Origin of the sequence: Algisphaera agarilytica, from assembly GCF_014207595.1 — a bacterium.
Lineage (GTDB): Bacteria > Planctomycetota > Phycisphaerae > Phycisphaerales > Phycisphaeraceae > Algisphaera > Algisphaera agarilytica.
The window spans coordinates 1394396-1410256 of sequence record NZ_JACHGY010000001.1 but is presented as its reverse complement, the minus strand read 5'-3'; the positions used below and the strand labels follow the sequence as shown (position 1 = coordinate 1410256).

The window sequence follows — 15861 nt, the reverse complement described above, 5'->3', positions numbered from 1 at the left end:
GAACGGCGGGGCGGCCGGCATGGTGGAGTCGCTCCTTCCGGAATGCCCCCGCAGACGGCAGGGGCGTGAGAACCTTCTCTGAAATTATCGTCTCGGGCTCCCCGCGTCGAGGATTATTTGCGATGATGCCCGCCCGGTCTTTCGCACCCAGACGCCGTGGCTGGCCGATAGGGATTCTCAGATGAAACATTTCCGCCGATATCCCGCCCGCTTGGTTTCCCCGGCTCTCTGCCTGGCGGCGGCCGTGGTGTTGCAGGGTGTGGTGGGGTGTGCGACCAGCACCAGCGGTGTCCGCAACTCGTCCGGCGGGTCCGCCGCTTCCGATAACCGTTCGGGCAGCGTGAAAGTCAGTGCCGATCAGCGCATCCGCGCGGGGCAGATCCTCAAAGACAACGGCCAACTCGCCGCCGCGCTCAACGAGTTCAACCGCGCCCTCGAATCCAACCCCAACTCCGTCGACGCGGTCATGGGCATCGGCTCGGTCGAGCACGCCCGGGAGCAGTACGAGAAGGCCCGCGAGACCTACCGCAAGGCCGTGGGCATGGACGAGAACCGGTCCGACGCCCGCTACTTCCTCGGCCTGATGCAGCAGGTGCTCGGCGAGATCGGCGAAGCGATCCTCGAATACCAACGCGCCCTCGAACTCAACCCCAACGACCCCGCGACCCACCGCGACCTCGCCACGGCTTACCTCCAGGTCGGCCGACCCGACCTCTCGCTGCCCCACGCCGAGAAAGCGGTCGAGCTGCAGCCCGGCTCGCAGCCCGCGTGGTGCAACCTCGCGGTGACCTACTCGATCCTCGGCCGATACGACGACGCGCTCACCGCCTACCGCACCGCGACCGAGATCGATGAACTCGACGCCCCGGTCTTGCTGGGCATGGGCGACACGCACCTGAAGCTCGGCAACTTCCAGCGGGCGGTCAACACCCTCGCCGAGCTGGTCCGCCAGTTCCCCAGCGCCGTGGCCCACGAACGCTTTGCGTATGCCTTATTCCGCGTCTACGAGTTCGATGTCTCGATCCAGCACTACCGCCGTGCGTTGGTCTACGACCCCAACGAGACCAACGCGCTCAACGGCCTGGGCGCTTGCCTGCTCACCGATTACCTCCAGCAGAAAAACCTGCGCCGCAAAGCGAAGCTCTACGAAGCCCTCGCCGCGTGGCGCAGCAGCCTGCGCATCAACCCCAACCAGCCGCAGATCGTCGACCTGCTGACGCGCTACGACCTGCCGGATTGATCATTGAATTCTGTAGGGTGGGCACCGCCCACCGCGAACGTGTTGCTGTAAGGGTTGGTGGGCGGTGCCCACCCTACAAACCATCAAACCTCCGCTGGGTCCTCGTCCGCCCCCGGGACATGCGGCACCCAATTCGGATTCGGCTCGGGAATCAACGCGGCCACTTCTTTGCGCCAAGCGACGAGTTGTGCGTGCATCGAAGCGACACGGTCGGGTTGCTCGGTGGAGATGTCGTTAGTTTCTGAGACGTCGGCTTCGAGGTCGAACAATTCGAGCTTCCCGTCTTCGAAGTGCTCGATAAGTTTGTACCGACCCGCCCGCACCGCGCCGCTGGGCGTGTCGCCCTGGTTGGAGTAGTGGGGGTAGTGCCAGTAGATCGCGTCGCGGTCGATCGCGTTTTCGCCATGCAGCAAAGGCAAAAGCGACACACCGTCGACATGCTGCAACGGCTCGGCGGGCAGGCCCGCGGCTTCAAGGAAGGTGGGATACAGGTCGGTCGTCACCACGGGAACCGCGGTCTCGCTGCCGGGCGCGATCGTGCCCGGCCAGCTCGCGATCTGACTCACCCGGTTGCCACCCTCGCGCATCCAACCCTTGCCCTCGGCCATCGGGGCGTTGCACGTCGGCGAGCCCTCGGCGGTCGATAGCCCGCCGTTGTCGGACGAGAACACGATCAGCGTGTCGTCGGTCAGGCCCAACGCGTCGAGTGCATCGAACACCCGGCCGAGGTTGGTGTCGAGGTTTTCGATCATCGCGGCGTATGCAGCATGTGATTGGACGTGGCGACGCTGGATACGCAAATGCTTCTTGTGGTCACAGGCGAAGTGGTCGCCTTGCTCCAGCGGCCCTTCGGGATCGAGCCCTAAACGCTCGGCCTTGGCGCGGTACTTCTCGATCAACTCGGCAGGCGCCTGGATCGGGGTGTGCACAGCATAGTGCCAGAGGTTCAGGAAGAACGGTTGGTCTTGGTCGCGGTTTTCGAGCAGCTTGATCGCTTCGTCGGTGATGCGGTCGGTGAGGTATTCGCCTTCGGGGCCGTCGCTGAGGGTGGGGCATTGATACGGGCTGAAGTAGCCGTGGCGCGGGGCGCCCCAGCCGCAGCCCGCGACGTTGACGTCGAAGCCGTGGCTCTCCGGCGAGCATTGACCTTCGCCCAGGTGCCACTTGCCGACATGCCAGGTCTGGTAGCCGCCGTCACGCAGCGCGGTGGCGAGGCACTTCTCGCTGGCGGGGAGTTGGTAGAAGTACGGGACGTCCTGGAGTTGGCCCACCGAGTGGCCGCCGATCCACTGGGTGACGCCGACGCGAGCGGGGTGCTTGCCCGAAAGCAACGCGGCACGCGTGGGTGAACAGACCGGTGCCGACGCGTAGGCATCGGTAAAGCGAAGGCCCTTCGCCGCGAGGCGATCGAGGTTGGGCGTTTCATAAAACGAACTGCCAAAACAACCCAGATCGGCCCAACCCAGGTCGTCGATCAGGATCATCAGGAGGTTGGGTTGACTCATGCGGACATGATACGGTTCGTGGGCAGTGGGCGCGATTGCCTTGGTCCCCTCTCCCCTCGGGAGAGGGCTAGGGTGAGGGCACTCGGGATTGGAGTGATCGACGTGAAAGCAGGTCGCAGAGGCTGCCGACAGCCCTCACCCCAACCCTCTCCCGGGGGAGAGGGAGTAAACCCAGCAAAGAATTTGCAACGGTAATTACACCGCGACCTCATCCGCCTCTTCGGCCACGGGTTCCTGGCCCGCGACGATGGGGTGGTATTCCTCGTCTTCGGTGATCACGTGGCCGGAGGTGGTGCGGATATCGGGGATGGGGTTGTCCTTGAGGTGGATCTTCCACTTCTTTTCCAAGTCCGTCTGCACGTCTTCGTCGAGCTTGGCAAAACCCACGCGTCCACGGCATTTCGGAAAACGCGAACAACTCATCCATAAGCCACGCTTCGAGTCACGCAGGTACAGCGTCGCCTCGGTCTCGTCGCCGCAGGTCGGACAGAGGATGTCGGTGGTCATCGGCGGGGCCTTGGGCAGGACGACGTGGCCCTTCTTCGGGTCGAGCTTGATGATGTACTGCACCTCGGGGTAGTTCGACGACGCGAGGAACGGGCCGAACCGGCCGGTGCGGCGGATCATCGGCTTGCCGTCCTCGGGGCAGAGGATGTCGGTCAGCTCGGGCTCCATCGGATTGCCCTCGGCGTCGATCGGCGCGGCGTATTTGCACGGCTCGGGCATCTCGTCGCTGAGCTGCTGGAACTTGACCTTGTCTTCCTTGGTCAGCTTGGACCAGAGAATTTTCTCGCTGGCGTCTTCGGTGGTCACCTTGGGGCGGGCCTTGCCTTTTCCTTTGTAGAGAAGCCATTTACCGCCGTTGGACGGCGCGGGGTGGCCTTCGGGCGAGACTTCCACGGGCGGCACGTTGAACGCGGTGCAGGACAGGAAACGCCCGTTGCGGCCGAAGCGGTACTCGGTCGCGCTGCCGCACTTGGGGCAGATGTGCGGGGCGGGCTCGCTGACCGCTTTGGCGTGGGTCATCGTCTCGTGAGCGGTGTCGAGCTTCTCTTTGAACGGACCGTAGAACTCGCTCAGCGTGTCGCGCCAATCCTTGTTCTCCGACTCGATCTCGTCGAGGTGCGCTTCCATCTCGCGGGTGTAGCCCACGTCCATGATGATGGGGAACGCTTCGATGAGCTTGTCGGTCACGACCATGCCCATGTCGGTGGCCTTGAGGCGTTTGTCACGGGGCGTGAGGGTTTCGACGTACTTGCGGTCCTGGATCGTGCTGATGATCGCGGCGTAGGTCGAGGGCCTGCCGATGCCTTCTTCTTCCAGCTTCTTTTGCAAACTCGCTTCGGTGAAGCGGGCGGGGGGGCTGGTAAAGTGTTGGGTGGGGTCGAGGTCGATCGGGCCGAGCTGCTGGTTCTCTTCGAGCTTGGGCAGGATGACATCGTCGGACTTGGGCATGCCCATGACTTTGAGGAAGCCGTCGAAGACGAGGGTTCGGCCGGTGGCGCGGAAAGTCGCATCGACACCGGTAGGTTTGACCGTCACCGCGGTCGCGTCCCACTGGGCGGGGACCATCTGACAAGCCACGAAGCGCCGCCAGATCAGGTCGTACAGCCGGAACTGTTCGTCGCTGAGCTTGGTGCGGATCGAGTCGGGCGTGATCGTCACGTCGGTGGGGCGGATGGCCTCGTGGGCTTCTTGTGCATCCTTATTCGACGATTTATAGAAGTTGGGTTTTTCGGGCAGATATTGGTCGCCGTGTTTATCGCCGACGTAGTTGCGAACGCTGCTGAGCGCTTCCTTGGACAGGTGGGTGCTGTCGGTCCGCATGTAGGTGATCAGGCCGGTCTGGCCGCGGGCACCTTTGAGGTCGATGCCTTCGTAGAGCTGCTGGGCGACGCGCATCGTGCGGCGGAGGTTGAAGCCCAGGCGGGTCGAGGCCTGCTGCTGCAAAGTCGACGTGATGAATGGCGGGCTGGGGCGCGACTTGGTGCGCTTGGTTTCGATCGCGGTGATCGAGTAATCCGGGGCTTTATCGCCTTGCTCCACAGCCCTCGGCTTGACGGTGCCCACGTACTTCACGCGGTTCTTGGCGGGGCCTTTGCCCTTGGGGTCTTCCCAGGCGTTGGTGTCTTGCAGGTCGAAGCCCAGCGCTTGCGCCGCGGCGAGGGCGGTGTCGCGGTCGGTGGGGTTGAACTTCTTGCCCTGGTATTCGGTGAGCTCGGCCTTGATGCAGCCGTGGTCGCTCAGCCAGGCGTTCTGGTCTTTGATGGTGCGGTCGTTTTCCATCTCGCCGACGTTGATGAAGTCGCGCCACTGGTCGCCTAAAGCGCCGGCCTGGGCCATGTCGGGGGTGAACAGGCCGGTGAGCTTCCAGTACTCATCCGGGATGAACGCTTCGATCTCGCGTTCGCGTTCGACCACCAAACGCGTGGCCACGGATTGCACACGACCCGCACTCAACCCACCGGCGACTTTCTTCCAGAGGAGCGGGCTGACCTGGTAGCCCACGATGCGGTCGAGAATTCGGCGGGCCTGCTGGGCGTCCACGCGGTTGGTCTCGAGCGGACGGGGGTGGCTGAAGGCGTTTTCGATCTCGGCCTTGGTGATGGCGTTGAACACCACCCGCTTGGCTTCTTTGACGGGGTAGTCCAGGGCATGGGCGCAGTGCCACGCGATCGCTTCCCCCTCGCGGTCGAGGTCGGTCGCGAACCAGACGTCGGCGGCCTTCTTGGCGGCCTTCTTCAGCTCGCCCACGGTCTTCTTCGAGTCGGGCATGACCTCGTAGGTCGGCTCGAAGCGGTTCTCCAGGTCCACGCCCGGCACGGGGTTCTTCACGCCCTTGGGGTTGCGGCTGGGCAGGTCGCGGATGTGACCCACGCTGGCCATGACCACGTAGTCGTCCCCGAGGTACTTATTAATAGTCTTGGCCTTTGTGGGCGATTCGACGATCACCAGGTGCTTGCCCGTGGCATCGGGGGCCTTGGCCCGGCCCGCACTCTTGCGGGGGGCCTTTTTCTTGGTGGTTTTGGAGGTGGTGGGCTTCTTTTTGGCCATGGTGAGGGCTTTTTTGCGGTTTCACGGGGGAGCGGGGGCAGGAAAAACGCTGCCGCTATGGGCCGAGTACGACGTGAATTCACGGCCGATTCGCTCCCGGGATCGGCTGAGTTCTATCGGCGAGTATCGGGCCGATCAAGGCGGAACACTTAAACAGGTTCTACGCGATCTGTCAAGAAACGTGTTTAAATACATTTTTTGCAGTAATTTAAGATCCAATCAATATTTTTGCCTGATCCGGTCATACTGGGACGCGGGGTGACGACTATCCGGTGAAAGGCCCGCCATGACCGACGACCAAGCCCTGGAACGTTACGCCGCCACCCAAGACCCCGATGCATTTCGGTGTCTGGTGCTGCGTTACCAGCGGATGGTGTACGCCGCGTCGCACCGGTGTCTGAACAACCACGCCGACGCCGAGGACGCCACCCAGGAGACGTTTCTCCGGCTGGCGAAGAACGCCGGGCGGGTCCACGGCCGGGTGGGGGCGTGGCTGCACCGCTGTGCGACCCACGTCGCGATCGACCGGATCCGCAGCGACACGGCCCGCCGTCGCCGGGAAGACGCCTCGGCCCGCTCCGAGGCCGAACGAGCCCCCGATTCTGCCGAGGAAGCACGCGAGTTGGACCGCGCCGTGGATCAAGCGATCGCCGAGCTCAATCCCGCCGACCGTGAGGCGTTGGTGGGCTACTACCTTCAGGGCCGGACGCAGGTTGAGTTGGCCAAGGAAGTGGGCATCTCTCAAGCGGGGATGAGCCGCCGACGAGACCGGGCGCTGGGCAAGGTCCGCCGACAACTCAAACGCCGGGGCATCGTTGCCGCGGCCGGCGCGGTGGTCAGTTCCCTCGAGGGTTACACCGCCCAGTCCCAACTCACCACGCCGCTCACCGAGAGCCTGCTCCGTATCGGCGTCTCGGGCGTCGGCGCCCAACCCCTCACCACCACCACCACCACAGGAGGCCTGCTCATGGCATCGTCTTGGACCACCGGAAAAATCGTCGCCGCCCTCGGCGTGGCGGGCCTCTTGGTTGGAGGCAGCGCCGCGATCATGGCCACCACCGGCGAAGAACCACCCGCAACGCCAGCCCCCGTCGCCGCGCCCGCGGTTTCCCCCGCCACACCCGTTGCCCTCGCCGCATCGCGTCCCACCTCCGCCAAGGTCGGCGACTTCGACGTCACCTTCGAAACCATCGCGCCCCAGTCGCTGGTCTACAGCGAACACCCCTTCACCGAAGACCAGGTCCCCCGTATCGGCATGGAGTGGTTCCCGCGGCTGATGGGCGAGATCCAAAACGGCGGCTACGACGTCGCCGGCCCGCCGGTGCTGGTCTTCCAAGAAAACCCCGAAGACCCGCAAGACATGGCGCTGCGCCTGAGCATCCCCGTGAGCGAGGCCGACCTCGAGTCACCGCCCAGCGAAGGGTTCCATGCCTACACCACCGAGCCGTACTACTGCGCCCGCATCGAAGTCAGCGACGATCCGATGATGTTCGGCAACACCGCCAACGCCTACTACGACGCCCTCGAAGCCGCGGGCTACGAGCTTGGCTACGAGTTCCGCATGGTCATCAACCGTGTCTACCAGGTACAGGGCAAAACCATCAACGACATTTACCTGCAGGTTGAGGTGCTCAAGCACCCGGAGTGATCCGTTTGGCGGGTGACGTGAAGCGCCCCACAGCGGCAAAGGGATAACGCGGGGCACTTCGTGTCGTCCGCTTAACCCCAACGGGTTGTTAGGACCTTTACTCGGCGAGCGCTTCGAGTGCTCCGCCAATCGGATCGTCGCAGGGCATCTCGATCCACCGCACGCCGCGGAAGCGTTTGAGCCAGGTGCGTTGCTGCTTGGCGAAACGTCTGGTCAGGATCTTGGTGCGTTCGAACGCGTCGTCGAGGTTTTTGATCAGGCGGTCGGCGGCGCCGGGGAATTGGTCGGGGTACTTCGCGGCGAGCACCTGCTTGTAACCCAACGCCTCGGCCGACTGGGTGCCGGGCTGGAGTTTGCCTTCGGCGACGAGCCGATCGACTTCCGCAGGCAGCGACTCCCCGCCGATGCACACGTCCGCGGCGAGTTGGGGGTCGACCTTCTCGGGGTAGAACATCGCCTTCACGCGGAGGTTGATGCGTGGGTTGATGTCGTCGACGTCCCAGCGGAGGCCAAGGAGGATCGGGTCGTGGCGGTAGGTTGGGAATTCGGATTTCGGATTTTGGATTTCGGATTCCTCGGCCCACTGTTGTTGGAGTTCGCTGATCGGTTGGCCGGTCAGGTGGTGGACTTCGAGGGCGCGGGTCAGGCGTTGGCGGTCGGCGGGGGTGATGCGCTCGGCGGCGGCGGGGTCGATGGCTTGGAGGCGTTCGTGCAGTTCGGCGCTGGGCACGTCGGCGAGGGTCGCGCGGAACGCTTCGTCTTGCCCGGGGCCGTCGAAGAGGCCTTCGAGCAGGGCTTTGAGGTAGAGGTTGGTCCCGCCGACGACGACCGGGGTTTGGCCGGCTTGCTGGAGGGAGGTGATCGTTTCGTCGGCCCGCTTGAGCCAGTCGTGGACGGTGAAGCGGTCGGTCGGCTCCACAAGATCGACCAGGTGGTGGGGCACACGTTCTCGGAGCGCCGGCGGGGGCTTGGCGGTGCCCGAGTCGAGGTGCCGATAGACTTGCATCGAGTCGGCCCCGAGGACTTCGCCGCCGAGCTGCTCGGCGAGCTGCGCTGCTAGGTCGGACTTGCCCCCCGCGGTGGGGCCGAGGATCACGATGGGGCGGGGCAGCGGTGCGGTCATGGGGGTTGGGTCGGCGGAGGCAGCGTTCACGAGCGGAACGTATTTTAGGAGAGTAGCGAGCCACCGCGCAAAGCAACGTCGAGCAATGGCGGATGGTTTGGGAGTCAAGCATGAGCGAACCCACGATCGAGACATGGACCGCCGGGCAGATGACCGAGGAGCAGTTCCGCGCGGGCTGCGTGTTGCACCACGCGGCGTTCCCCAAGCCGGGCCGGACGATTGAAGGGGTGATCGCCAAGAAACGGCCGGTGTGGATGGGCGAGGCGGGGGCGGGCGTGGTGCCCGGGCCGTTGGTGTCGGCCACGCCGCCGGTGCGTTACGTGATCCGCGGGGAAGACGGGGCGCTCGTGGCGAACGCGGCGATCCTGACGCGGACGATCTCGACCGAGCAAGGCGAGTTGACCGTGTCGGGCCTGCTGGACGTGGCGACCTGCCCGAGCGTGCGCGGCCAGGGGCTGGGGGCGAAGATCGTGCAGGCGGCGTGGGCGTCGGTGGACGACGGCACGCACCCGCTTTGTCTGTTCGAGACCGGCGAGGCCCGGCCGTTTTATGAGAAGCTCGGCGCCCGCGTGGTCGATAACCCCATCATCGATTCGACCCACCCGACAGGTTCCCGTGACAACCCGTTCGAGGACACGTGGGTGATGATCTACCCCGCCCGGGCGTCCTGGCCGGAGGGCGAGATCGACCTGCGGGGCCCGGGGTACTGAGCGAGATACCGGGAACGAGAGTGCCATACTGTTGGCACTCGCAAATCTGGTGTTTTGGCATAATGAATCGCGTTAAGTGGGTGAGGTCCGGGCCAAGAGTTCCGGGCCTTGGAGTTGGAAATTCATGCCGCGCACCGGCTGCCTCCCTCCTTTCCGGGGGCAACTCTTCAGCGGGGCGATTCGTTAAACATTCTGTTCGCTAGGGTCCATTTCTGGGTATGGCTCGGCGCGATCGGTTCGCGCCTCGAAGCCACGGGGGATCACACGCAACAGATCAGGGGCCCGCCCATCGGGCGGCACAAACGCAGCGCGATCGCTGCGGGTGAGCCGTGCCGTGTTCCAGAGATGGTGCGCGCCTTTCGGGGATGCAACTTTCCATTTCTATCGGAACGGGCGAAGCGGAAGAAGTGCGCAGTCACTTCAGCCGCTTCATGAGCAGAGGACACGAGGGTTGGGACGACACCTTCGATCGGCAGTTCGACGATCGCGCGGTGTGGTTCTATCTCACCAAAGAAAGGGGCAAGCACCTCGCGGCCGCTCGCCTGATTTTCAGAAAGGCAGGTGAACACAGCGGGCCGCTACCTTCGGACCTGGGCGATCTGTCCCGATTCCTCCCGCCGGACGACGGGACGGTGGCGATGTCGCAGACCGGAAGCACGATCAACACGGCGACGCTCCCCGGAAGCGCGTCCCCGGAAGCGTTGCTCGCGCGGTCGGCCAAGGTGTCGCCCGGCGGCGGGGCGGTCGCGGTGGAAACCGAAGCCGCAACGGCGCAACCAGCCACGCAACCCCTGATCGCGCCCGGCGCGATCTGCGAAGCCTCGGGCATGTCGTTCAAGAGCCGCCGCCACCTCGCGCTCTTGCTCCCGATCTACATGCGGTGGATGCAGCAACGCCAGCTCGGCGCGATCTACTCGCTGTACGACGCGGACAACCAGTTCGTGAACTGGTTGCAGTGCAAAGTGCTCCTGTTCCGCCACGTCCGCGGCGCGACGGTCGCGTTCGAGGGCTTCCGCTACAAGGGCGGCGACCCCGTCACCTGGCAGGCCACCGTCCTCGACCCGCTCCTGCGCACCCAGTCGCTGGCCAACGCCCAGCGCAACCGCCGCGAAGAATGGGACGGCAACGCGCCCAAGGTCGAGGTCATCGACCGCGTGCCGCAAACGTTCCTGCTGCCCGAAGCGGTGCCGCAGCCAGCCGTGCTCAAACAGCCCGAACCCGCTGATGCCACGGCGTTGATTTCCTAACCCCCGTTGCACCGCACGCGTTTCGGTAGCGATCCCCAACCTTTCAACCCCACCAGCGCCCGGCCTCGAGCCGGGCGCTATTTTTTGTCACCCGTTGGAGGGGGAAAAGGTTTGTCGTACTTCTTTGCGAGATTGGCTCGCTCGTCATGCCACTGTTTTGCGGTGTTTGTATCGCCTGCATCACGGGCGATACGGGTGAGCTTGGCGAGTGCTGCTGGGACCTGGCCCGGCTGGAGACTCGCCCGGATCTCCGGCCAAATGTCGTTTGCACGGGCGGTTTGGCCGGTCGCAAGATAGAGCTTGTAGAGCGACCGACGGACCGATGCACGGTTGCGTTTTCCCGCCTCATCGTACGGGAAGCGATGCTGCGCATTTTCCAAGAGTGGCTGAGCCCGTTGATACTCACGGCGTCCGAGCAGGATCTCGCCCAGTACTTGTGCGCGGGTGGGGTCCGCGTCTTGGGCGAGCGGGATCAGCTTTGGCCAGAGCGCGGCAACACGCTCATCCTCAACGCGTTGTACGGTGACGGTTCCCGCTTTCCGACGAGGTCGGATCATTCTCCCGATCAGCTGGCGTTCCGCTTTTTCCCAGCGTGGCTGAGATTCGATCCACTGCCAGAGCTCGGCGTTCTGCTCGTGCACGGTAAACGGTGCGTGGGCCGGCATGAGTTCGACCATCGCCCGTGCATAAGGACTCAGTCGATCGGCAGCGTGGAACTCGTCCCAAATCAGCTGACTTGCTTCTTCTGGCGTTTGTTTCTGGCGAGCTAGAAATGTCGCATACCGTTTGATGACGTCGACGCGGGACTCAAAAACTCGAGAATCGCTTTCGTAGCCCATGGGGCGTGGAGTCAACCCGATGATGCGTTGATGCGCATCATCGGCCTGATCCCATTCTTGCCGACCCTGAAAATACAGCGCACGTTTACGCCAATACGCGGGGCTGTCTTCCGAGACCTCTTCGGCGTCCAGGATCCGCTGTTGGACAACGCGTTGGCCCGTAACAGCTTGGGTTCGCCCCGAGATTTGGGCGAGGGAAAACGAAACCCCTTCGCTTTCGGCCTTGGAGAGTTCCTCCACCAGAGGCTGGGCGAGTTCGGGTTGCTTGTTCGCCAGGTAGGCGCGAACCAAAGCGTGCTTGGCGTCGGTGCGGATCGATGCTTCGACTTGCGATTTGCTCAGGACATGGCGAGAGGCCACGGCGCGGACCCGTGCGGATTCTTCGAGGATGTCCTCGTATTGCTCATCGGACAGCGGGGTCGTGAGCGAGCGTTGCAGCAAGATAATGGATTCTTCTGCCCAGCCTCCGCGATACAACGCTTGTCCGACCGTGTTGAGATCGACGATGCCACGCGGTTCGTACCCCGACACAAACCATTCCACGCTCGGCGCGGCGAGGTTCCGATTCGATTCCCGAACGACGCAGAGTGCGTGCAGGTAATCCAAAGCGAGCTGCAGGTTCGCCGCGTCGGCGTTGGCCTCCTTGTGGGCGCGATCGATCAAGCCCTGAGCGTTGGAATGCCTGAGGTTGAATTCACAGCGGACTCGGTACCAATAGCTCGGCGAGTGAGTCCTTAGCAGCCGATATTGTTGCGGAAGTAATTTTGCCGAGGCGAGTTGGTTCGCGGCAAGGTCTTGGTCTTCAAGCCAACGGTCGACGACCTCGAGCCCTTCCCGGGTTTCCCAACGGTCCAGAAACGGTTGGATTTTGCGGAGGTAGGGTTGGACGTCCGGGCGATTTTCAAGAATGGTCTGGACCAACCGGTCCTCCCACCAACTCATGAGAAACTCAACCGTGTCGTTCCAGATCTGAGTTGATCTGTCGTCCTGAAGATCCGGATGCTTGAGCATGGCGTCAATCGTGGCGAGTCGTTCGGGCCAATCGACCTCCCGCACCATCAGGTTCAGCCGAACCCGCAGGCGGGTCACGTCTGGGGGCATCATCGCGGCCCGCCATTCCTCGACCCACGCCTCGCGGTCCTTGCCGCCACACAACTCCTCGACCACGTATCGATCAATGTCGATCTGCCCGAACTCGGAGGTTGCCGGCAAAGCGACGTTGGGCAGGGGCCCCCGCAGCTGGTGCGGCTTCTGCGGTTCTCCGCACCCCGACAACCAAACGACCGCCATCAGCGACGCCGCCATCCAAAGTTGCAACTGGCCTCGAAAATCTAAAAACCCCATTGAATCTTGCCCCACGGCGGCCTCCCGGTGATAAATTCCTGATCGCCTATAATGGCTGTGCTTGATACGCCAAGTGCGATCTTGGAGTTCGGCAGCCCTCGCCTTGAGGCCCCTCCCGAGCAAGCGCCAAACCCCTGGCGCGGCAAACGAGGCAGCACGGCGTGTGGCACCCCAGCCTCCGCGGTGCCGGCGATGGCCAGTCTAGATGTCGGTGGCTGTGAAGACGAGGCGCACGCCTCCGGGTCTTGGGCCCCATTGTGTCCGGCTTGCCCATCCTGCTCCAGAGAAGTGATTACGACAACGGATAGAGACCACTCATGAACGCTTACCAGAACTACCTCCAAGAGATCGAAGAACGCCAAGCCGACGGTCTCCACCCCAAGCCCATCGACGGGGCCGAGCTGTTGAGCGAGATCATCGAGCTGATCAAAGACCCCGCCAGCCCCCACCGCGAAGACTGCCTCAAGTTCTTCACCTACAACACCCTGCCCGGCACCACCAGCGCCGCGGGCGTCAAGGCCGCGTTCCTCAAAGACATCATCCTCGGCAGCACCGCCGTCGAAGAAATCTCTGCCGACTTCGCCTTCGAACAACTGTCCCACATGAAGGGCGGCCCGTCGATCGAAGTGCTGCTCGACCTCGCGCTGGGTGACGATGAAGCGATCGCCAAGCAAGCCGCCGACGTGCTCAAAACCCAGGTTTTCCTCTACGACGCCGACACCGCCCGCCTCGAAGCCGCGTTCAAGGCCGGCAGCGCCATCGCCAAAGACATCCTCGAAAGCTACGCCCAAGCCGAGTTCTTCACCAAGCTGCCTGATGTCCCCGAGACCATCGACCTGGTCACCTACATCGCCGGCGTCGGCGACATCTCCACCGACCTGCTCTCCCCCGGCGCCGAGGCCCACTCCCGCTCCGACCGCGAGCTGCACGGCAAGTGCATGATCACGCCCGAAGCCCAGGCCGAGATCGTCGCCCTCAAAGAACAACATCCCGACAAACGCGTCGTGCTCATCGCCGAGAAGGGCACCATGGGCGTCGGCTCGTCCCGTATGTCCGGCGTCAACAACGTCGCCCTCTGGATCGGCCAGCCCGCCAGCGAGTACGTCCCGTTCGTGAACATTGCCCCCGTCGTCGCCGGCACCAACGGCATCTCGCCGATCTTCCTCACCACCGTCGACGTCACCGGCGGCATCGGCCTCGACCTCCAGAACTGGGTCAAGCAGAAAGACGCCGACGGCAACACCGTCCGCGACGAAGACGGCGAGCCCGTGCTCGAACAAGCCTACTCCGTCGACACCGGCACCGTCCTCACCATCAACACCCAAGAGAAAAAGCTCTACAAAGACGGCCAGGTCGTCCACGACGTCGCCAAGGCCTTCACCCCCCAGAAGATGGAGTTCATGCGGGCCGGCGGCTCCTACGCCATCGTCTTCGGCAAAAAGCTCCAGACCTTCGCCGCCCAGACCCTGGGCATCGACGCCCCGCCCGTCTTCGCGCCCTCCAAAGAAATCTCCCACGAAGGCCAAGGCCTCACCGCCGTCGAAAAAATCTTCAACCGCAACGCCGTCGGCGTCACCCCCGGCAAGGTGTTGCATGCAGGTTCGGACGTCCGCGTCGAGGTCAACATCGTCGGTTCCCAGGACACCACCGGCCTCATGACCTCCCAAGAGCTCGAGGCCATGGCCGCCACCGTCATCTCCCCCATCGTCGACGGCGCCTACCAGTCCGGCTGCCACACCGCCTCGGTCTGGGACACCAAAGCCCAGGCCAACATCCCCAAGCTCATGAAGTTCATGAACGACTTCGGCCTCATCACCGCGCGTGACCCCGGAGGCGACTACCACGCGATGACCGACGTCATCCACAAAGTCCTCAACGACCTCACCGTCGACGACTGGGCCATCATCATCGGCGGCGACTCCCACACCCGCATGTCCAAGGGCGTCGCCTTCGGCGCCGACTCCGGCACCGTCGCCCTCGCCCTCGCCACCGGCGAGGCCTCCATGCCCATCCCCGAGTCCGTCAAGGTCACCTTCAAGGGCGAGATGAAGCCCTACATGGACTTCCGCGACGTCGTCCACGCCACCCAGGCCCAGATGCTCGACCACTTCGGCGGCGAAAACGTCTTCCAGGGCCGCATCATCGAGGTCCACCTCGGCACCCTCCTCGCCGACCAGGCCTTCACCTTCACCGACTGGACCGCCGAGATGAAGGCCAAGGCCTCCATCTGCATCTCCCAGGACGACACCCTCATCGAGTCCCTCGAGCTCGCCAAGTCCCGCATCGAGGTCATGATCCTCAAGGGCATGGACAACGAAAAGAAAGTCCTCCAGGGCCTCATCGACCAGGCCGACGCCCGCATCGCCGAGATCCGCTCCGGCGAAGCCCCCGCCCTCAAGCCGGACGACAACGCCAAGTACTACGCCGAGTTCGAGGTCGACCTCAACCAGGTCAACGAGCCCATGATCGCCGACCCGGACGTCCACAACGAAGACGTCTCCAAACGCTACACCCACGACACCATCCGCCCGCTGTCTTATTACCAGGGCGAGAAGCACGTCGACCTCGGCTTCGTCGGCTCCTGCATGGTCCACAAGGGCGACATGAAGATCCTCTCCCGCATGCTCCGCAACCTCGAGGACGAGCACGGCGACGTCGAGTTCAAAGCCCCCCTCGTCGTCGCCGCCCCGACCTACAACATCATCGACGAGCTCAAGGAAGAGGGCGACTGGGACACCCTCGAGAAGTACTCCGGCTTCGTCTTCAACGACGACGCCCCCAAAGACACCGCCCGCACCGAGTACGACAACATGATGTACCTCGAGCGCCCCGGCTGTAACCTCTGCATGGGCAATCAGGAAAAGGCCGCCAAGGGCGACACCGTCATGGCCACCTCCACCCGGCTCTTCCAGGGCCGCGTCGTCGCCGACTCCGACCGCAAAAAAGGCGAGTCCCTCCTCGCCTCCACCCCTGTCGTCGTCCTCTCGGCCATCCTCGGCCGCACCCCCACGATCGAGGAATACGAAAAAGCCGTCCAAGGCATCGAACTCACCAAGTTCGCCCCGCCCGAAAAACAGATGTCCACCGTCGCCCCCGACTACAGCACGGGCAACGTGGAGTTCCGTATTTCGACGGATGATTAGTACGCTTA

At 63.7% G+C, this 15861-nt stretch carries 9 protein-coding genes; 5 read left to right on the top strand and 4 right to left on the bottom strand.

The window, feature by feature from the left end:
* Window positions 1-181 precede the first annotated feature (181 nt).
* Window positions 182-1240: a tetratricopeptide repeat protein gene (locus tag HNQ40_RS05985; RefSeq protein ID WP_184676971.1), complete on the top strand. Its 1059-nt coding sequence runs from the start codon at window positions 182-184 to the stop codon at window positions 1238-1240.
* Between the two features lie 83 nt (window positions 1241-1323).
* On the opposite strand, the gene HNQ40_RS05980 is transcribed toward HNQ40_RS05985, so the two are convergent.
* Both HNQ40_RS05980 and topA read right to left on the bottom strand, forming a co-directional pair.
* Window positions 1324-2745, bottom strand: coding sequence for a sulfatase (locus HNQ40_RS05980; protein ID WP_184676970.1), 1422 nt, complete (start codon window positions 2743-2745; stop codon window positions 1324-1326).
* 195 nt (window positions 2746-2940) lie between these two features.
* Window positions 2941-5799 (bottom strand): type I DNA topoisomerase, encoded by a 2859-nt coding sequence (topA, locus tag HNQ40_RS05975; RefSeq protein WP_184676969.1) that lies wholly within the window; start codon window positions 5797-5799, stop codon window positions 2941-2943.
* A 286-nt stretch (window positions 5800-6085) separates the two neighbouring features.
* On the opposite strand from topA, the gene HNQ40_RS05970 reads away from it, so the two are divergent.
* The gene (locus tag HNQ40_RS05970; protein ID WP_184676968.1) at window positions 6086-7447 is read left to right on the top strand and encodes an RNA polymerase sigma factor; all 1362 of its coding nucleotides are present in this window, start codon (window positions 6086-6088) and stop codon (window positions 7445-7447) included.
* A gap of 97 nt (window positions 7448-7544) precedes the next feature.
* On the opposite strand, the gene miaA is transcribed toward HNQ40_RS05970, so the two are convergent.
* On the bottom strand, window positions 7545-8600 hold the full coding sequence (miaA, locus tag HNQ40_RS05965; protein WP_221435398.1) for a tRNA (adenosine(37)-N6)-dimethylallyltransferase MiaA: 1056 nt from the start codon (window positions 8598-8600) through the stop codon (window positions 7545-7547).
* A gap of 80 nt (window positions 8601-8680) precedes the next feature.
* Between miaA and HNQ40_RS05960 the strand changes: the two genes are divergently transcribed.
* Both HNQ40_RS05960 and HNQ40_RS05955 read left to right on the top strand, forming a co-directional pair.
* Window positions 8681-9280: a GNAT family N-acetyltransferase gene (locus tag HNQ40_RS05960; protein WP_184676966.1), complete on the top strand. Its 600-nt coding sequence runs from the start codon at window positions 8681-8683 to the stop codon at window positions 9278-9280.
* Between the two features lie 431 nt (window positions 9281-9711).
* Window positions 9712-10527, top strand: coding sequence for a hypothetical protein (locus tag HNQ40_RS05955; protein ID WP_184676965.1), 816 nt, complete (start codon window positions 9712-9714; stop codon window positions 10525-10527).
* A 77-nt stretch (window positions 10528-10604) separates the two neighbouring features.
* On the opposite strand, the gene HNQ40_RS05950 is transcribed toward HNQ40_RS05955, so the two are convergent.
* Complete coding sequence (locus tag HNQ40_RS05950) at window positions 10605-12725, bottom strand: hypothetical protein (RefSeq protein WP_184676964.1); 2121 nt, start codon at window positions 12723-12725, stop codon at window positions 10605-10607.
* Between the two features lie 302 nt (window positions 12726-13027).
* On the opposite strand from HNQ40_RS05950, the gene HNQ40_RS05945 reads away from it, so the two are divergent.
* Window positions 13028-15853: a bifunctional aconitate hydratase 2/2-methylisocitrate dehydratase gene (locus HNQ40_RS05945; RefSeq protein WP_184676963.1), complete on the top strand. Its 2826-nt coding sequence runs from the start codon at window positions 13028-13030 to the stop codon at window positions 15851-15853.
* Window positions 15854-15861 lie beyond the last annotated feature (8 nt).